The 17,641-nt window shown below is 60.9% G+C and carries 17 protein-coding genes; 11 read left to right on the top strand and 6 right to left on the bottom strand.

Features of this window, described 5'->3' with window-relative positions; genetic code table 11:
- Positions 1–21 precede the first annotated feature (21 nt).
- A complete protein-coding gene (locus B7L71_RS10880; protein WP_081137915.1) occupies positions 22–1,239 on the bottom strand; it encodes an SLC13 family permease in 1,218 nt (405 codons plus the stop codon).
- A 173-nt stretch (positions 1,240–1,412) separates the two neighbouring features.
- Positions 1,413–2,252 (bottom strand): methylenetetrahydrofolate reductase [NAD(P)H], encoded by an 840-nt coding sequence (gene metF / locus B7L71_RS10875; protein ID WP_081137901.1) that lies wholly within the window; start codon positions 2,250–2,252, stop codon positions 1,413–1,415.
- Positions 2,253–2,392: 140 nt separating this feature from the next.
- Here metF and B7L71_RS10870 point away from each other — a divergent pair, with 140 nt between their 5' ends.
- Positions 2,393–3,328, top strand: a complete 936-nt coding sequence (locus tag B7L71_RS10870; RefSeq protein ID WP_081137899.1) for an AEC family transporter — start codon at positions 2,393–2,395, stop codon at positions 3,326–3,328.
- Here the strand turns inward: B7L71_RS10870 and ligB are convergent.
- Together ligB and metK are read right to left on the bottom strand one after the other, a co-directional pair.
- Positions 3,325–5,004 carry an NAD-dependent DNA ligase LigB gene (ligB, locus tag B7L71_RS10865; RefSeq protein WP_081137934.1) on the bottom strand — a complete coding sequence of 560 codons (1,680 nt, stop codon included), beginning with the start codon at positions 5,002–5,004 and terminating at the stop codon, positions 3,325–3,327. The genes B7L71_RS10870 and ligB overlap by 4 nt on opposite strands.
- A 188-nt stretch (positions 5,005–5,192) precedes the next feature.
- On the bottom strand, positions 5,193–6,413 hold the full coding sequence (metK, locus tag B7L71_RS10860) for a methionine adenosyltransferase (RefSeq protein WP_016915659.1): 1,221 nt from the start codon (positions 6,411–6,413) through the stop codon (positions 5,193–5,195).
- Between the two features lie 243 nt (positions 6,414–6,656).
- Between metK and tkt the strand changes: the two genes are divergently transcribed.
- From tkt to B7L71_RS10825, 7 genes are all read left to right on the top strand, one after another.
- Complete coding sequence (tkt, locus tag B7L71_RS10855) at positions 6,657–8,648, top strand: transketolase (RefSeq protein WP_081137897.1); 1,992 nt, start codon at positions 6,657–6,659, stop codon at positions 8,646–8,648.
- A 51-nt stretch (positions 8,649–8,699) separates the two neighbouring features.
- Positions 8,700–9,053: a CidA/LrgA family protein gene (locus B7L71_RS10850; protein WP_081137895.1), complete on the top strand. Its 354-nt coding sequence runs from the start codon at positions 8,700–8,702 to the stop codon at positions 9,051–9,053.
- Positions 9,043–9,762 (top strand): LrgB family protein, encoded by a 720-nt coding sequence (locus B7L71_RS10845; protein ID WP_081137893.1) that lies wholly within the window; start codon positions 9,043–9,045, stop codon positions 9,760–9,762. Before B7L71_RS10850 ends, B7L71_RS10845 begins: the two co-directional genes overlap by 11 nt.
- 58 nt (positions 9,763–9,820) lie before the next feature.
- A complete protein-coding gene (locus B7L71_RS10840; RefSeq protein WP_016915655.1) occupies positions 9,821–10,858 on the top strand; it encodes a type I glyceraldehyde-3-phosphate dehydrogenase in 1,038 nt (345 codons plus the stop codon).
- Positions 10,859–10,902: 44 nt separating this feature from the next.
- Positions 10,903–12,069: a phosphoglycerate kinase gene (locus B7L71_RS10835; protein ID WP_081137891.1), complete on the top strand. Its 1,167-nt coding sequence runs from the start codon at positions 10,903–10,905 to the stop codon at positions 12,067–12,069.
- 40 nt (positions 12,070–12,109) lie between these two features.
- Positions 12,110–13,174 carry a class II fructose-bisphosphate aldolase gene (gene fba / locus B7L71_RS10830; protein WP_016915653.1) on the top strand — a complete coding sequence of 355 codons (1,065 nt, stop codon included), beginning with the start codon at positions 12,110–12,112 and terminating at the stop codon, positions 13,172–13,174.
- A 115-nt stretch (positions 13,175–13,289) separates the two neighbouring features.
- Positions 13,290–13,634, top strand: coding sequence for a hypothetical protein (locus B7L71_RS10825; protein ID WP_016915652.1), 345 nt, complete (start codon positions 13,290–13,292; stop codon positions 13,632–13,634).
- An 11-nt stretch (positions 13,635–13,645) separates the two neighbouring features.
- Here B7L71_RS10825 and B7L71_RS10820 read toward each other — a convergent pair whose 3' ends face one another.
- Positions 13,646–13,963: a hypothetical protein gene (locus B7L71_RS10820; RefSeq protein WP_016915651.1), complete on the bottom strand. Its 318-nt coding sequence runs from the start codon at positions 13,961–13,963 to the stop codon at positions 13,646–13,648.
- 225 nt (positions 13,964–14,188) lie between these two features.
- Here B7L71_RS10820 and B7L71_RS10815 point away from each other — a divergent pair, with 225 nt between their 5' ends.
- From B7L71_RS10815 to B7L71_RS10805, 3 genes are all read left to right on the top strand, one after another.
- On the top strand, positions 14,189–14,887 hold the full coding sequence (locus B7L71_RS10815) for an HAD family hydrolase (RefSeq protein ID WP_016915650.1): 699 nt from the start codon (positions 14,189–14,191) through the stop codon (positions 14,885–14,887).
- 19 nt (positions 14,888–14,906) lie between these two features.
- Positions 14,907–15,281 carry a translation initiation factor Sui1 gene (locus B7L71_RS10810; RefSeq protein ID WP_016915649.1) on the top strand — a complete coding sequence of 125 codons (375 nt, stop codon included), beginning with the start codon at positions 14,907–14,909 and terminating at the stop codon, positions 15,279–15,281.
- Between the two features lie 61 nt (positions 15,282–15,342).
- Positions 15,343–16,251 carry a nuclease-related domain-containing protein gene (locus tag B7L71_RS10805; RefSeq protein ID WP_016915648.1) on the top strand — a complete coding sequence of 303 codons (909 nt, stop codon included), beginning with the start codon at positions 15,343–15,345 and terminating at the stop codon, positions 16,249–16,251.
- Here B7L71_RS10805 and B7L71_RS10800 read toward each other — a convergent pair.
- Positions 16,248–17,579 carry a deoxyguanosinetriphosphate triphosphohydrolase gene (locus tag B7L71_RS10800; RefSeq protein WP_016915647.1) on the bottom strand — a complete coding sequence of 444 codons (1,332 nt, stop codon included), beginning with the start codon at positions 17,577–17,579 and terminating at the stop codon, positions 16,248–16,250. The genes B7L71_RS10805 and B7L71_RS10800 overlap by 4 nt on opposite strands.
- Positions 17,580–17,641 lie beyond the last annotated feature (62 nt).

Below are 17,641 nucleotides of genomic sequence, written 5' to 3'. Positions count from 1 at the left end.
TCCCAGGAGTCGGCCTTTTTGTCAGCGCACGCCTAGTGCAAACCACCCACCCGCCACCAGCATCGATAGCAGCGTCACCGGAATACCGGCCTTGGCAAAGGTGAGAAAGCCAAGGTGAACGCCCTGCCGTCTGGCCCCCTCTGCCACGATCAGATTCACCACGCTGCCAATCAGCAGCAAATTACCTGCCAACGTCGACATGACCGCCAGCATGACCAGCGTGGCCTCGGGCAGTTGCGGGAACAGCCCCAGTAGCAAGATCACAAAAGGTACGTTACCGATCACGTTGCTGGCCACCAGCGAGATCCCGGCCATGTGCCATGGGTCATCCGGCACACCTCCCGACCCCAGCCACTGGTTGACCAACACCCCCGCCTCCGGCAAGGAAGCGACACTGCCGGTGACAATGAAGAGCCCCATGAACAGCAGCAACAGGTTCCAGTCCACCGCCTGCACATATCGGTGGCTGGCGACTTGGCGCGACATCATCAATACCAGCGCTACCGCGAGCGCCGACCATTCGCGAGGCAGCGGGGTCGAGAACAGGACCAGCAGCGCCATGGCTGCCAGCAGCGGTTTATAACGCAGGCTTTCCTGGGACACGCTCAGCGGCATAGGTGCCGCCCCTGGCTCGTTCAACACCCAGCGGTGACGCCACATGGCCCAGATGACGGCGTAGGTGATGCCCAGTGCGGCAACGGCAGGCACCAGCGCCTGCAGGCTGTAGGCCCAAAAATCGAGCCCGCCGACCTGCCCAATGAGAATGTTCTGCGGATTACCGATCAGGCTGGCAGCCGAGCCTGCGTTACACGACAGCGCCAACGCCAATAAATAGGGGCGAGGATCCAGGCCACGAGCCAACAGCGCCTGACAGAGCAGCGGCGTCATCGCAAAGGCCACGATGTCATTGACCAGCAGTGCCGACAGCACACCACCCAGCAGCACGACGCCCAGCAACAGGACGCTTGGACGCTCGGCGTGGCGCATGATCAGCGCAGACAAACGCCCGTAGACGCCGGAAAAGCCGAACTGTGCCGATACCAGCATCAGCGCCAGCAGCAACACCAGGGCACCTACATCGATATGCTGACCAACGTCCGCCAGGCTCACGGTGCCGGCCAGCAGCAGTACACAAGCGGCAGAGAGCGCTATCCAGGCACGGTCCACCTGCAAACCGGGTAGCCGCCCCACGGCCATTCCCACATAGGTCACTGCGAACATGGCAGCTATCAGCCACATCGTTTCCTGCTCCCGTCACGGTTCAATGAGCAGGCATCATACGGTGGTTAGCCATGCCTTGCCCACTCGCCAAGCCGGGCCTTCCACGCGCGGCGCCTGTGGCACCCCCATCAAAAAAACCGACCTGCGCCAGAGGGCGCAGGTCGGTTCTCATGGATCACACCGGCAACAGGTCAGGTGAGATTATCGACGATCTTCATGACCGGTGCGGCCTGGTTGAGCGTATAGAAGTGCAGCCCCGGCGCGCCACCATCCAGCAGGCGCTCGCACAGGCGCGTCACCACCTCGGTGCCAAAGGCCGCGATGGCCTCGCTGTCATCGCCATAGGCTTCCAGCTGCTTGCGAATCCAGCGGGGGATTTCGGCACCGCAGGCATCGGAAAAGCGCGCCAGCTTGGTGTAGTTGGTGATGGGCATGATGCCAGGAATGATCGGCTGCTCGACACCCAGCGCCCGCGCTTTGTCCACGAAGTGGAAGTAGGCATCGGCGGTAAAGAAGTACTGGGTAATCGCCATATTGGCGCCCGCGTTCATCTTGCGGGCAAAGTTTTCCACATCCTTGTCGAGGCTGGGAGCCTGTGGATGAGATTCTGGATAGGCCGCCACGGCGATATCGAAGTGATCACCGGTTTCGGCACGGATGAACTCGACCAGCTCGTTGGCGTAGCGCAGCTCGCCGATACTGCCCATGCCGGACGGCATATCGCCACGTAGCGCCACCAGGCTATCCACGCCTTCCGCCTGATACTGGGCCAGCAGGTCACGTAGTTGGGCTTTCTCGCTGCCGATACAGGAAAGGTGCGGGGCGGTGGTAATACCGCTCTCACTCACGGTGCGCACGATATCGCGGGTACGCGCCTGCGTGGACCCGCCAGCCCCGTAGGTCACCGAGAAGAAGCGAGGGTTACATGCGACCAGCTCATCGCGCACGTGAATCAGCTTCTCCCGGCCGGCATCGGTATTGGGCGGAAAAAACTCGAAGCTGATACCTAACGGATGTTCCTGGCTGCCCATGGTGTATCCTCGCAGTACAACAAAGTGATCATTATGTGAGGTATTCTCGCTGCTTACCCGCGTGGCGGCTAATGAAAGATTTCACGCACGATCTTCAATTCGGCTCATGTTGTTCGGCAGACAAAATTCAAGGAGGAGCAATGGATTTAGCACCCGCGACGTTGATGGGGCCACTGTTGATGCTGCTGGGCTATGTCGGGTTAGGGTTCCTTGCGGCCCAGCGGCTCAAGATCGACCCCCGCCCGATTGCCACGCTGCTGGTCTATCTCATTGCTCCCCTGACGATTTTCCGCGCGCTGATGAACGGCGGCCCCACGGCAGCCTATCTGACCCTGTCGCTGGCCATGTTTCTGCTGGTCAGCGCCATGGCGCTGCTGGTACATCGCTTGACCCGCCATCGCTTCGGCCCCCTGGAGGGTGCTCTGCTGGCCTTTTCCTCCGGCACCGGCAACACCGGCTATTTCGGCCTGCCCGTGGCGCTGATCTTGCTGCCGCCGGAGGGCGTCACGCTGTACCTGTTCTGCATGCTGGGGATCAACCTGTATGAATTTACCGTGGGCTTTTACCTGAGCGCGCGAGGGCACTTCTCGGTGCGCCAGAGTCTGATCAAGATTGCCCGCCTGCCGCTGGTCTATGCCTTCCTGCTGGCCCTGCTGCTCAGCTCGCTGGGTGTAGTGCTCCCCGAGCCCATGATGAACTCGCTGGCCGTCTTTCCCGCCACGTACACCCTGCTGGGCATGATGATCATTGGCATGACGCTCAGCCAGGTGACGCTGGCCGCCTGGGATACGCGCTTCGTGGCAGCCTGCGTGGGGCTGCGCTACGTGCTGTGGCCACTGGTCATGGTCGGTGCCGTGCTGGTGCTGCAACAGCTGACGCCGCTGGCACCGGAGCTGGCCATGGCGCTGCTGTTGCTGGGGGTGGTACCGATGGCCTCCAATGTGGTGGTCGTGGCCATGGAGCTGGGCATTCAGCCCCAAAAAGGCGCCCTGGCCGTGTTGACCACGACGCTATTGGCGCCACTGCTGATCCCGTTCTACCTGGGGATGATGCTCTACCTGGCCGGGCTGGCCTAGAAGCCCTCCACGCCCGCCTGCTGAAGCTGACGTGCCATCCGCTGGATCTCGGGATGGCCAAAGAACGCCACCAGCGCTTCGGCTCGGACGGGGCCCACCCCAGGCTGGTCCTGCCACTCGGCGCGGGAGAGTCCTTCCAGCGTTGCCCACTCCCCCAGCTCGGCGCTGCCGCCCGGCGGTACGCCCAGCGCACGTAACCAGGCGGCATAGGGTGCCTGCCGTGCTGCTGCAAACTGCGCCGCCAGCGAGGCGGCCGTGGCGGGGCCAATACCATGGGCCTGTTGAAGCTGCGCCTCCGACAGCGCCAGCCAGCCCAGCAAATCCGTCACGACCCCGGCACGCATCAAGGCCTGCCAGGTGCCTTCGCCGATGCCACGCATACCTAGCTGATTCCCCAGATAGGTCAGGCGTGCCAATAGCTGGGCGTCACAGTCTGGGGTCAGCGTCAGGCAACTCAGCAGGTCATAACGCGCTGGCGATGGCACGCTGATCGGCGCCCGCTCAGCACTCTGCCAGACTACGCTGGTGACTTGAGGAATCGTCAACCCTGCCAGCGTCACGGCCACATGGTCTCCTGGGCGAACATCCCAGGCCTGCCACTGCTCCAGCGACCCTAGCGATACACGACGAATGCTGCGCCCTTCCAGGCTCACGGGATACAGCCATAGCACGGGCGTCACTCGCCCAGTGCGCCCCACCCGAAACTCGATACCACGCACATGGGCCAGCGCTTGCTGCGCGGGGTATTTCCAAGCGATGGCCCACTCCGGAGGCGACGCCGACCAGTGACGAATGCCAGGGCGTTCGGCCTGCTTGAGCACCACGCCATCGGTAGCGAAGGGCAGCGGCTCGTTGAACCAGCGCTCCCGCCATTCGGCCGCTTGCTGATGGCCCGTAACCGGGTGCGTGTACTCGGCCGTATCGAACCCCAGCGCCGTCAGCCGCGCTAGCCGCTCCGTCATCTCGGTAGGCCCATCGGGCCAATCCCACACGAACAAGCCAACGCGGGAAAGCGTCGCCTCACTGGGTGCCTGCTGCGCCATGGCCCCGGCCACCGCACCGCGCGCGCCAATCTCGGGAGCTTGCGACTGGATATGCCGATCAAGCTGCCAATAGAGCTCACCCTGGAACACCGCCGATAGCGGCTCGGGCAGCAAAGCAGGCACATCGGGCAGTTGCCGAACGCGCTCGGTCCAGTCCTGACCGCGCTCCCCGTCGCCGCGGCTGACCGCTTCGACCAATATCCCTTGCCGATAGCGCAAAGTCACCGCCACACCGTCCACCTTGGGCTGGATCCATAGCCCCTGGCGACGGCTGGTAAAACGCCGCACTCCGGCCTCGTCGGCCTTGTGGAGCCCGGTTTGCGCAGCCGGGTGAGTCACCGTGCCATCGCTACGGGTGGATCGGGTCAGGGGGCGGTGGGGCTTGGTATCGTCCAGACAGGTTTGCCAATGCGTCAGCCTCGCCAGCGCCTGATCGTAAAGCTCATCGGCAATCAGCGACTCACCCTCGTCATGGTAGGCACGGTCCCACAGCGCGATATGCTCGGCCAGCGTCTGGCGCTCTTGAACAAGGCGCTCCTGTGGCCATGCCGGGCACTCCTCGGCCTGCGCCGTCAGCGCTAGAGCGCACAGGCCACTCAGCCACCCTGCTCTGAATATCCACCGCCACACCATCGCCGCCCCCCTGATGATCAGCAAAGCCATCGGTGCCTGCACCACCGCGCCTGAACCACCGTACTAACGTTAACTTAACTCAAACGGGGCGTGATGCAATGTTACGTTGTTCAGTCAATAGGAAAGAATAAAAACGCCCCCTGATTTTCATCAGGGGGCGCTATCAGGGCAGCGGTATGACCAGGTGTTTACAAACCAGCCGCCTTGCGCAGCGCGTCGGCCTTGTCGGTTTTCTCCCAAGGGAACGCCGTAAACGTCTCGGTATGCTCTTCCCCTTTGTCGTCCGTCCAACGGTAGCTATGCTCGAACGGCTCGCGACCAAAGTGGCCGTAGGCAGAGGTCAGACGATACATCGGGTGCAGCAGGTCGAGCATGGTGGTGATCGCATAGGGGCGCAGGTCAAAATGCTCGCGCACCAGTTCGACGATTTTCGCATCGTCGATCTTGCCTGTGCCGAAGGTGTCGATCGACACGGAGGTGGGCTCTGCCACACCGATGGCGTAAGACACCTGAATCTCGCACTTGTCGGCCAAGCCTGCAGCAACCACGTTCTTCGCCACGTAACGGCCCGCGTAGGCCGCACTGCGGTCTACCTTGGACGGATCCTTGCCCGAGAACGCACCGCCGCCGTGACGGGCCATGCCGCCGTAGGTATCGACGATGATTTTACGCCCCGTCAAACCACAGTCGCCCACTGGGCCACCGATCACGAACTTGCCGGTCGGGTTGATATGGTATTGGGTATTCGCATCCAGCCACTCTGCGGGAATCACCTGCTCGATGATTTCGCGCTTGACCATCTTGCGCAGGTCTTCCTGGTCGATTTCCGGGTCATGCTGGGTCGACAGCACCACGGCATCCACGCCACAGGGTTGGCCTTCGGCATTGTAGCGGAAGGTGACCTGACTCTTCGCATCCGGACGCAGCCAGGGCAGCAGGCCATGCTTGCGCAGCTCGGCCTGACGCTCGACCAGGCGATGGGAGTAGTGAATAGGGGCCGGCATGAAGGAGTCGGTTTCGTTGGTGGCATAACCGAACATCAAGCCCTGGTCACCCGCCCCTTGATCTTCGGGTTTGGTGCGATCAACGCCCTGAGCAATATCCACACTCTGTTTGCCGATCAGGTTGATCACGCCACAGGTGGCGCCATCAAAGCCTACCTGTGAGGAGGTATAGCCGATATCGGTGATCACATCACGCACCAGCGCTTCGAGATCAACCCATGCCGAGGTGGTAATTTCACCCGCAATAATGGCAACACCCGTCTTCACCATCGTTTCACAGGCAACACGCGCCTGCTTGTCACGGGCGATAATGGCATCCAGCACCGCATCAGAAATCTGGTCAGCAATCTTGTCAGGATGACCTTCGGAAACGGACTCGGAGGTAAACAGGGAATATTCGCTCATCGCGCACTCGACCCTCTGTATGACGGCTGCTTCGTTATGACCGCAGCATCAGCAGGAAATCATGGCAGGAGGTTCCCTGCCCGTATATAGAAGCAGCAGAGCCTTTTCACTACTACTTCGGGAGGCAGAGTCTACACGCTGTTGGGGGTTCTTCCCAGAACGCACCTCGAGAATTTGCCGCCGCCGAGGAAGTCAGCGACAATAGCGCTTTTATTCTTTCCGTTTTCAGGCGAGGAGCACCCCATGCCGTCCCGTTTTGAGCTGGCCAATGCCATTCGCGCCCTTTCCATGGATGCCGTTCAGAAGGCCAAATCTGGCCATCCCGGCGCACCCATGGGCATGGCTGATATTGCCGAGGTGCTGTGGAATGACTACCTCAAGCACAACCCCGAAGACCCCAAGTGGGCCGATCGCGACCGGTTCGTGCTGTCGAACGGCCATGGCTCCATGCTGCTCTACTCGCTGCTGCACCTGAGCGGTTACGAACTCAGCCTGGAACAGCTGCAAAACTTCCGCCAGCTGCACTCGCCCACGGCAGGCCATCCTGAGTACGGATACGCCCCCGGCATCGAAACCACCACCGGCCCCTTGGGCCAGGGCTTTGCCAACGCCGTCGGCTTTGCCATTGCCGAGAAAACCCTCGCCGCACAGTTCAACCGCCCCGGCCACACCATCGTTGACCACCACACCTGGTGTTTCCTGGGCGATGGCTGCTTGATGGAAGGCATTTCCCATGAGGCGGCCTCGCTGGCCGGCACTCAGCAGCTGGGTAAGCTGATTGCTCTGTACGACGACAACGGCATCTCCATCGATGGCGAAGTCGAAGGCTGGTTCACCGACGATACCGCCAAGCGCTTCGAGTCCTACGGCTGGCACGTGGTGCCCAACGTCGATGGCCACAAGCCTGAAGAGATCAAGGCCGCCATCGAGCTGGCGAAGAGCCAGGACGACAAGCCGAGCCTGATCATCTGCAAGACCATCATCGGCTTTGGCGCCCCCAACAAGCAGGGCAAAGAAGAGTCCCACGGCGCACCGTTGGGTGACGATGAAGTAGCGCTGGCGCGCAAGCAGCTAGGCTGGGAGCATGCTCCCTTCCACATTCCCGAGCCCATTTACTCCGCCTGGGATGCTCGCGAAGCGGGTAAAGCTCGCCAGCAGGAGTGGGAAGGCCGCTTCGCTCGCTACACCGAAGCATTCCCCGAGCAGGCCCGTGAGTTCAAGCGTCGCATGAAAGCGCAGCTGCCCACGGAGCTGGCCACCGAAGCGCTGATCGAGCAGGCCCAGGACAAAGGCGAAAGCATCGCTTCACGTAAAGCCTCCTTTGAAGCGCTGAACGTGATTGGCCCGCAAATGCCGGAACTGCTCGGCGGCAGCGCTGACCTCGCGCCCTCCAACCTGACGTTCTGGAAAGGCGCCAAAGCGATCACTCCTGAAGATGCCAGCGGCAACTACCTGCACTACGGTGTGCGTGAATTCGGCATGGGCGCAGTGATGAACGGTATCGCCCTGCACGGTGGTTTCGTTCCTTATGGCGCGACCTTCCTGATCTTCATGGAGTACATGCGTAATGCCGTGCGCATGGCGGCATTGATGGGCCAGCAGGCCATTTACGTGTTTACCCACGACTCCATCGGTCTGGGTGAAGATGGCCCGACCCACCAGCCCATCGAGCAGCTCACCAGCCTGCGCACCACGCCCAACCTGAACACTTGGCGTCCCTGCGATGCGGTGGAGACGGCGGCGTCCTGGGATGCGGCCATCAAACGCCACTCCGGCCCCACTGCGCTGGTACTGTCGCGTCAAAACCTGCCGCACCAGCCGCGCACCAAGGCCCAGTTAGCCGCCATCCAGCGCGGCGGTTATGTGCTGAAGGATTGCGACGGCACGCCCGCGCTGATCCTGATTGCCACCGGCTCCGAAGTGGCGCTGGCCATGGAAGCCGCGGCCACGCTCGAGCAGCAGGGCCAGGCCGTGCGCGTGGTGTCCATGCCATCTACTTACCGCTTCAACGGTCAGGACGCCGACTACCGCGAGAGCGTGCTGCCCAAAGCCGTGACCAAGCGCATTGCCATCGAAGCGGGCCACGCCGACTACTGGTACAAGTACGTTGGTCTGGAAGGGCGCGTCATTGGCATGACCACCTACGGTGAGTCGGCCCCGGCAGGCGAGCTGTTCAAGCACTTTGGCTTTACGGTCGAGAATATCGTCAAGCAGGCCAATGAGCTGCTCGGCTGAGCTTATCTCAGTTTGCCTGATCACGCCGGCACAGGCAGCGCGGGCCTATAGATGCCCGCGCTGAATGGCCTGCTTTGGCTGATCGGCTACTGGCTGGTCGGAGAAGCCGTGGTTCACTTCTCCGGCCTGCCCATTTCTTCTGGCGTGGTCGGCATGTTGCTGCTGTGCGTCACTCTGGCCCTTATCGGCCGTGTGCCCACCAGCCTTGCCGCCGCCGCCCAGCCCCTGATTGCGCTACTGGCCATGCTGATCATGCCCGGCGTGGTCGGGGTCTTTTTCATTCTCGATCAACTGGCCGGACAGTGGCTGGCCATCCTGGCGGCGCTGCTCCTGGGCACGCTGCTCAGCGTCTTGACCACGCTGTGGTTGCTCAAGCGTCTGATGGGACGTGAACATGGCCAGTGACACGCTCACCTTATTGACCGCAACGCCCTTGTTTGCCGTGGGCCTGACGCTCGCGGCTTACCTCTTGGGCACCGCGCTGTTCCGGCGGCTGGGCCACCCGGCCTGGCTACCCGCCATACTGATTGCTGCCTTGCTGCTGGCGGCTACGCTTGCCGTGCTGGGCTTGCCTTACCCCATTTACCAACAGGGGGCGACCTGGCTGACCGTACTGCTGGGGCCTGCCACCGTGGCACTCGGCATGCCTCTTTATCAACAGCTACCGCGTATCCGTGAGCTATGGCGCCCCCTGGCGGCTTGCCTGCCCGTGGCGGCGTCTCTGGCCGCCTGCTATTCCCTGGGGATTGCCTGGCTGCTTGGCGCCAGCCCAGAAGTACTCGCCTCCATCGCGGCCAAGTCCGTCACTGCCCCGATTGCCATCGGGATCACCGAACAGTTGGGTGGCAGCGTTGCCTTGTTGATGGGCGCGCTGCTGGTTACTGGCGTCGCCACCATCCCGATGGTGAGCCTCGCTGCCAGATGGCTGGACATTACCGACGAGCGCCTGCTCGGATTCGCTCTGGGGCTCAACGGCCATGCCATTGGTACCGTCAGGGCCTTTGAGATGAGCCCCACTGCCGGTGCCTTTGCCTCCCTCGGGATGAGTTTGACGGGCATTTTCACCGCGTTGCTGCTGCCATTCGCCTGGGGTCTGGTGGGGGCAGGCAACTGAGCAACGGGCGCTGAAGTACGTTATCATCTAGCCACTTTTTTTGGGGCCGCTTCGCGACATGGCTAACGCAACCGCTAAGTTTCGCATTGCAATCAATGGGTATGGACGTATCGGCCAGTGCGTACTGCGTGCACTGGTGGAGCGTGGCCATCCCGATCTGGAAGTGGTCGCCATCAACGAACTTTCCGACCTGGCTACCATCACCTATCTCACCCGCTACGACACCACCCACGGGCGTTTTCCTGGCGAGGTCGAGAACGAGGGTGATGCCTTGGTGATCAACGGCCAGCGCATTCAGGTGCTATGTGAACGCGCCCCCGATGCGCTTCCCTGGAAAGCCCTGGATATCGATCTGGTCCTGGAGTGCTCAGGAAGCTTCAAGGATCGCGCCACGGCGGAGCGGCACCTGAAGGCCGGTGCACGGCAGCTGCTGTTTTCCCAACCGGCAGAAAACGACGTGGATGCCACCATCGTGTGGGGGATCAACGAGCATGAGCTCAGCGGTGCACAGCGCATCCTCTCGGCGGCGTCCTGCACCACGAACTGCCTGGTGCCCTTGCTGACGATACTGGATGAAGCGCTGGGGCTGGAGCACGGTGTCACCACCACGATTCACTCGGCCATGAACGACCAGCCAGTCATCGACGCCTACCACCAGACCGACCTGCGCCTTACCCGCTCGGCGATGCAGTCCATCGTCCCGGTCGATACTGGGCTTGCGGTGGGCATCAGCCGTCTGATGCCAACGCTGGCAGGCCGCTTCGAATGTCTGCACGTGCGCGTTCCCACGATCAACGTCTCGGCCATGGATGTCTCGCTTACCGTACGCCGCGACACCGATGCCCAGCAGGTCAATGCACTGCTGCGCGAGGCCAGCCAACAGCGGCTGGCAGGCGTGCTGGGCTATACCGAGGCCCCCATGGCCTCCATCGATTTCAATCACGACCCTCGCTCTGGCATTCTGGACGCCACGCAAACCAGAGTGGCAGGCAAGCGCCTGCTCAAGCTGCTGTGCTGGTTTGACAACGAGTGGGGGTTTGCCAACCGTATGCTGGATATCAGCCAGCGGCTGGCAACGCTACGCCAGCGGGCATGACCGCCACGACCTTTCATTCGCTTGAACACGAGGAAACCGCTCACATGAACGTGCAAAAGATGACCGACCTGCCCCTGGATGGGCAGCGCGTACTGATTCGTGAAGACCTGAATGTGCCGATCAAGAACGGCCGTGTTTCCAGCGATGCTCGCCTGCGTGCTGCGCTGCCGACCATACAAGCTGCCGCCAAGGCGGGCGCCAAAGTACTGCTCATGAGCCACCTGGGCCGCCCCACGGAAGGTGAACCCGCTGACGAGTTCTCGCTGGCCCCTGTCGCCGAGCACCTGGGCGAACTGCTCGGCAGCCCCGTCAAACTGGTCAACGACTACCTCGACACCGCCCCGACGCTGCAGAACGGTGACGTGGTGTTGCTGGAGAACGTGCGCTTCAATCGTGGCGAGAAGAAAGACGACGAACAGCTTGCCAGGCAGTATGCCGCACTGTGCGACATCTTCGTGATGGACGCCTTTGGAACCGCTCACCGTGCCCAGGCCTCTACCCATGGTGTCGCGCGCTTTGCTCCCCAGGCATGTGCTGGCCCCCTGCTTGCCCAGGAGCTCGATGCCCTGGAGAAAGCGCTGGCCAATCCCGCACGCCCCATGGCGGCCATCGTCGGCGGTTCGAAGGTCTCCACCAAGCTGGACGTGCTGAACGCACTGTCGGAAAAATGCGATCAATTGATCGTCGGTGGTGGTATCGCCAACACCTTTATTGCGGCAGCAGGCTATAATGTGGGCAAATCGCTCTACGAAGCAGACCTGCTCGACCAGGCCAAGGCGCTGATGGCCAAGGTGAAGATTCCGCTGCCTACCGACGTAGTGGTGGCCACCGAGTTTTCCGAAGCAGCAGAGGCGGTGGTCAAGCCCGTCGATCAGGTGGCAGACAACGAAATGATTCTGGACATTGGCCCCGACACGGCCGCCCACTTGGCCAGCCTGCTCAAGGATGCTGGCACGATCCTGTGGAACGGACCCGTGGGCGTGTTTGAAATCGACCAGTTCGGCAAGGGGACCGAGGTCATTTCCCGCGCCATTGCCGACAGTGCCGCGTTCTCTATTGCTGGAGGTGGAGACACCCTGGCGGCCATCGACAAGTACGCGATCGCTGACCGAGTCTCCTATATCTCGACCGGCGGCGGAGCATTTCTCGAATACGTGGAAGGCAAGCAGCTGCCGGCCGTTGCCGCGCTGGAAGCCGCTGCTCAGCACTAATACTTAGAACTCTGAACATACAACCCAATAAGGTGACCCCATGGCTTTGATTAGCATGCGCCAGATGCTCGACCACGCCGCCGAATACGGCTACGGCATTCCCGCGTTCAACGTGAACAACCTGGAACAGATGCGGGCCATCATGGAAGCCGCTGACGCGACTGACTCCCCGGTGATCGTGCAGGCATCTGCTGGCGCACGCAAATACGCTGGCGCCCCCTTCCTGCGCCACCTGATTCTGGCGGCGGTGGAAGAGTTCCCGCACATTCCGGTCGTCATGCACCAGGATCACGGCACCAGCCCGGCTGTCTGCCAGCGCTCCATTCAGCTCGGCTTCTCCTCCGTGATGATGGATGGCTCCCTGGGCGAAGACGGTAAAACGCCGATGGATTACGACTACAACGTCGATGTGACCCGTCGTGCCGTGGAAATGGCCCATGCCTGTGGGGTTTCCGTGGAAGGCGAGCTGGGTTGCCTGGGCAGTCTGGAAACCGGCATGGCCGGTGAAGAAGATGGTATTGGAGCCGAAGGCAAGCTGGATATGGAGCAGATGCTCACCGACCCGGAAGAGGCTGCCGAGTTCGTCAAGGCGACCCATGTGGACGCCCTGGCCATTGCCATCGGCACCAGTCATGGCGCTTACAAGTTCACCAAGCCGCCCACGGGCGATACGCTCTCGATCCAGCGTATCAAAGAGATCCACGCTCGTATTCCGGATACTCACCTGGTCATGCACGGCTCCTCCTCGGTACCCCAGGAGTGGCTGGAAGTGATCAACCGCTACGGTGGTCAGATCCCGGAAACCTACGGTGTACCGGTGGAAGAGATCATCGAGGGCATCAAGCACGGAGTGCGCAAGGTCAACATCGATACCGACCTGCGTCTGGCCTCGACCGGCGCCGTGCGTCGTTTCATGGCCGAGAACCCATCAGAGTTCGATCCGCGCAAGTTCCTGAAAGAAACCGTCACAGCCATGCGCGATCTGTGTATTGCCCGCTATGAAGCCTTTGGCACCGCAGGCAACGCGAGCAAGATCAAGCCGATCAGCCTGGAAGCCATGTTCCAGCGCTACGAGCGTGGTGAGCTGGCGCCCAAGATCAAATAAGCAGCGCCTCGCGACGACATCAAGGCGGCCTTCGGGTCGCCTTTTTATTGCAATGCAGCAATAATGCGCTATTACTAAACAACACCGCCCATTTCTTCACCAGGTAGCCTTCTCCATGAAGCACACCCCTCTGCCAATGCTGACACCGCCCCTGATGTTCCTTGACCTGTGGAAAGCAGGCATCATGGGCATGGAGCTATGGAGCTCTTCGCTCTCCACGATCTCCATGCGTCAGCAACTATGGCAAACGCAGCCCTTTTTCAGTCCTGCCATGATGCGTGAAAACCAGCGCATGGTGACTGAAAAGATCGAGGCCAGCGTGGAAGCTGGCCTCATCATGCAAAAAGTCTTGTTCAGCGCCATGCGCGGTCAGTACGCGCCATGGTGGACAACCAGTCAACAAGCCATGAAGCCTTACCATCGGCGCAGCAGTGCCAACTCACGACGCTTGTCGCGTTAAGCGGCATCGCATTACTGATCGCTGCTTTGCTCTTCACTGCTCTGTTCGTCTTCACCTTGCAACATGGCGTCATCGGCACTGCCGGTGCCCCCAGTGCCGCCTTCGGCATGCTCTTCATCATCGTCGCCAGCATCTTCCTGCGCTTGTGAGGCGGGCTGTTCGTCGCGTCGGACGGCCCCCGCCTTGATACCGTACGTCTCTTCCAGCGCCGCATCATCCAACGCTTCGTGCTGTCCATTCTCAGCCGCGGTGTCTGCCCACGCGCTGGCCGCGACTACACACAAGGATGCACTCAAAACCCAAGGTAATAGCCAAGGGGATACTCGCATATCAATCTCCTTTTTCATGATGCATGTCGTTGCACCTGTTCACTATAGCCGCTCCGAGGGATAAGCACCTGCCAGGGGCTTTCCCGACGTGCAGCGACTCCGCCATCGACGAAAACGTAAAAAATTATCAAACAGTGTTCACAAAGGAGCTAAAATCCCGTTCAATAGCAAGATGGTCGGCTTACCCCAACATGCGTAGTGCTTCAGGTACTGCAAGGAACTGACATGCCGCTTCCACTTTTGTTGTTTGACTGTGATGGCACGCTCGTCGATAGCGAACCCCTGCTTGCCGAAGAAATGGCACGCGGCCTCAATACGGTGGGGCTTCCCTTCGCTGCCTCCGACTATATGGGCGAATTTCGCGGCGCCCGCTTTCGCAGGATCGTCGCCGAGCTGCAGGACCGCCATGGTCAAGTCGACATCGAACAACTCGAGCGCATGGAGCACGATATGCGCGCCAACCTGGCCACGCGACTGACCAACGAACTCACCACCATTCCCGGGGCACTGGAAGCACTGGAAGCCTTGTCGCACTACCCCAGCGCGGTGGTTTCCAACGGCCCGGAAACGAAGATACGCGCGGCGCTGAAAGCCACGGGCCTGACCCATTACTTCGATAACCGCCTGTTCAGCGGCTATACCGCCAACTGTTGGAAACCCGAGCCGTGCCTGCACTTACATGCGGCCAGCATCATGGGGTTTGCTGCCGCACAGTGCATTGCCATCGACGATGCGCTGGTCGGCGTCAGGGCAGCACTTCAAGCGGGCATGACGGTGATTCATTTAAACCGCTTTCCAGATGCCGAAAATACCCCGGAAGGCGCTATCATGATCAGTAACATGTATCAGTTGCCTGCCGTTGTGGAGCGTTTGACCCGCGAGCGATGGCACACGGCAATGCCGCATCACTCGACAGCGAAATAACCCTCAGCAGAGACAAGACATGGCTTCATTACGTGACCAACTGGGTGGTCTGGTGTATTCCACCGAGCATGGCAAGACATGCCCCCAGTGCCGTGCCGCGATTGACGACTGCCACTGCGAAGACGCCAGCGAACAGGCACGATTGGCTACGTTGGATGGCATCGTGCGAATTCGACGAGAGACCAGTGGCCGCAAAGGCAAGGGTGTGACCACCATCAGCGGTATACCGCTGGCCCACGCGGAGCTGAAAGCACTGGCCAAGACCCTGAAGCAGCGCTGTGGCACCGGTGGCGCCGTCAAGCAGGGCGTGATCGAAATCCAGGGAGATCATCGCGAAACCCTGCGTGACGCGCTAACCTCCATGGGGTATCAGGTAAAATTGGCAGGCGGTTGAAGTATTGATGTAGCACCAATCGCTCTACTTCTGGTAAACGGCTCAAGGGCAAGGCATCGCAATGGTTTGGTTGGAATACCTGCTACCTCTCATTTTCCTGTTTCCGATGGCGGCAATGGGCGGTATCGTGCTGGCGCTGCGCAGTCTGCATGATGCTCGCGTGCAGTCTCCTTTCGATGCCCCGCTTCACGAGCCTGGGCAGGCACTGCGTTACCGGCTGGATCAAGCATTCTCGAGCCTATTTCTAAACGGTACGCTAGGGCCTTTGGTGAGTCTGGCGCCCTTGGTCTACGGCATGGGCCGCATGCTGTTCGTGGAGCAGCAGGACTGGGTGGAGTGGGCACTGTACGGGCTGCTCAGCACGCTGCTGGTACTGGCGTTTTCACTGCTGCTGGTACGCGATTACCAGCGTATCCGTCGCCTGAAGCTGGGCTTGGCCTGCGAGCTGGCCGTTGGCCAGGAGCTGGAGCGACTCATCCGTCCGGAGGCACACCCTTACTATGTGTTTCACGACGTACCTACCGACAGCTTCACCATCGACCACGTGGTCGTGACGCCCCATGGCGTCTTTGTCGTCGAAACCCGCGCCAGAGCGCTGGCGATAGGTTCGGATGGCCGCGAGCTCAATAGCGTGGCCGTCGAACGCGAACGGCTGCGCTTTCCCCATTGGCAGGAGCGTCGCCCACTGCACAAGACGCGTCAGGGGGTCAATTGGCTCACCCAGTGGCTGGAGCGACGCTGTGGGGTGCCTGTTCCCGTTCGAGGCGTGCTGGTGCTGCCTGGCTGGCAAATCGATACCAGTGAGGCAGCTTCGGACATTCTGGTGGTCAGCGGAGAGCGGCTGTCACGCCAGTTGAGCGAGCTTAAACCGGGCCATATGAGCGACGTCATCCATGACAAGGTCATCCATACCTTGCTGGAACGGGTACGGCTGATGGAGCTAAAACATTTGCGCCACCCGTCGGTTTAATCCCCGCGCAGCCGCCCGCCCATTTCCTGGGCAAGGTCCACGGCGTAGTGGTCGGTCATGCCACCAATGAAATCCAGCATACGACGGTAGCTGTCGTAAAGCGTCCAGGAGGGCAGCGGCGTGTTTTCACCGATCAGTGCCAGCACGCGCTGATGCTTGAAAGAGCTTTGCCCGGTATGATGTAGCTCATGGGCAGCACCAATGAACGCCTCCAGCAGAATCCCCAGCGTGGTGTAGGCACCGATTTCCAGCTTGGCCTTGCGCTCGTTCTGGAAAATGCGTTCTCGAGCCAACTGCTTGGCAGACTGCACGCCCCAGCCCAGATCCGGATGGCAAAGCTCCAGCAGGTCATCGCTCAAGGTACCGCTCAGCAGCGCCTGCTCATGCTGTACAAACACGGCCGCCACATCATTGACCGCACGCTCCATGGCTGCCCCCCGCAGTAGCGCGATACGGCGGCGCTGCGAGACACTCTTGCGCTGCATCTCTTCATACTCAGGGGGAAATTCGCCAGCAATCTGACGCAGTATTTCGACGACTTCTTCGTAACGCAGAATCCCCATTTCGAGGCCATCTTCCAGATCCAGCAGCGCATAACAGATGTCATCCGCCGCTTCGACCAGCCACGCCAGTGGATGACGGCACCAGCGCTGCTCGCCCTGAGGAATCAGACCCACGGCGTCAGCGACTTCCTTGAGCAACGCCTGCTCGGACTGATAACAGCCAAACTTGCCAGCGCGGCCACCATAGCGAACGGTCCAGGGATATTTCAACAGAGTCCCCAGGGTTGCTGCAGACAACCGCATGCCGCCGTTGAACTGGTTGTACTCGATCTGCGTAATGACACGAAATCCCTGAGCATTCCCCTCATAGGTCAGCAGATCCTGGCGCTCCTGTTCGGCGAGCCCCTCCAGCAAGCCACTCCCCTCGGCACGGCGAAACCAGTCACGAATGGCATATTCACCGGCATGGCCAAAGGGGGGGTTACCGATGTCGTGCCCGAGACAGGCCGTTTGCACGATGACGCCCAGGTCAGCTGGGGTGATCCACTCCGGCAGCCGATCACGCAGCAACTCGCCGACGATCATGCCCAACGAGCGGCCCACACAGCCGACTTCCAAGGAGTGGGTCAACCGCGTATGGATATGGTCATTTTCGGTAAGGGGATGCACCTGCGTCTTGCGCCCCAAGCGACGAAAGGAGCCTGAGAAAACGATGCGGTCATGGTCCTTGTGGAAAGGAGTGCGCCCTATTTCGCGGTTACTGCCGGGGCGCTTGTCATGTAAGCGCTGAGGGGAAAGTAACTGATCCCATTGCATTTGTGTCATCGGCACTCCTCCTTGGAGCCTTCATTCTGACATAAAAGCACCAAGTGTAGACAAATTTAACG

Origin of the sequence: Halomonas sp. BC2 (genome assembly GCF_002078115.1) — a bacterium.
Taxonomy (GTDB): Bacteria; Pseudomonadota; Gammaproteobacteria; order Pseudomonadales; family Halomonadaceae; genus Vreelandella; species Vreelandella stevensii.
This window is presented reverse-complemented; position numbering and strand designations above follow the sequence as displayed.

Coding starts and splice junctions, on each gene's coding strand:
- B7L71_RS10825 (WP_016915652.1), top strand. CDS start 13,290: ATGAAGCACACCCCTCTGCCAATGCTGACACCGCCCCTGATGTTCCTT.
- B7L71_RS10850 (WP_081137895.1), top strand. CDS start 8,700: ATGCCCGCGCTGAATGGCCTGCTTTGGCTGATCGGCTACTGGCTGGTC.
- metK (WP_016915659.1), bottom strand. CDS start 6,413: ATGAGCGAATATTCCCTGTTTACCTCCGAGTCCGTTTCCGAAGGTCAT.
- ligB (WP_081137934.1), bottom strand. CDS start 5,004: ATGGTGTGGCGGTGGATATTCAGAGCAGGGTGGCTGAGTGGCCTGTGC.
- tkt (WP_081137897.1), top strand. CDS start 6,657: ATGCCGTCCCGTTTTGAGCTGGCCAATGCCATTCGCGCCCTTTCCATG.
- B7L71_RS10880 (WP_081137915.1), bottom strand. CDS start 1,239: ATGTGGCTGATAGCTGCCATGTTCGCAGTGACCTATGTGGGAATGGCC.
- B7L71_RS10815 (WP_016915650.1), top strand. CDS start 14,189: ATGCCGCTTCCACTTTTGTTGTTTGACTGTGATGGCACGCTCGTCGAT.
- B7L71_RS10840 (WP_016915655.1), top strand. CDS start 9,821: ATGGCTAACGCAACCGCTAAGTTTCGCATTGCAATCAATGGGTATGGA.
- B7L71_RS10810 (WP_016915649.1), top strand. CDS start 14,907: ATGGCTTCATTACGTGACCAACTGGGTGGTCTGGTGTATTCCACCGAG.
- metF (WP_081137901.1), bottom strand. CDS start 2,252: ATGGGCAGCCAGGAACATCCGTTAGGTATCAGCTTCGAGTTTTTTCCG.
- fba (WP_016915653.1), top strand. CDS start 12,110: ATGGCTTTGATTAGCATGCGCCAGATGCTCGACCACGCCGCCGAATAC.
- B7L71_RS10820 (WP_016915651.1), bottom strand. CDS start 13,963: ATGCGAGTATCCCCTTGGCTATTACCTTGGGTTTTGAGTGCATCCTTG.
- B7L71_RS10800 (WP_016915647.1), bottom strand. CDS start 17,579: ATGACACAAATGCAATGGGATCAGTTACTTTCCCCTCAGCGCTTACAT.
- B7L71_RS10845 (WP_081137893.1), top strand. CDS start 9,043: ATGGCCAGTGACACGCTCACCTTATTGACCGCAACGCCCTTGTTTGCC.
- B7L71_RS10805 (WP_016915648.1), top strand. CDS start 15,343: ATGGTTTGGTTGGAATACCTGCTACCTCTCATTTTCCTGTTTCCGATG.
- B7L71_RS10835 (WP_081137891.1), top strand. CDS start 10,903: ATGAACGTGCAAAAGATGACCGACCTGCCCCTGGATGGGCAGCGCGTA.
- B7L71_RS10870 (WP_081137899.1), top strand. CDS start 2,393: ATGGATTTAGCACCCGCGACGTTGATGGGGCCACTGTTGATGCTGCTG.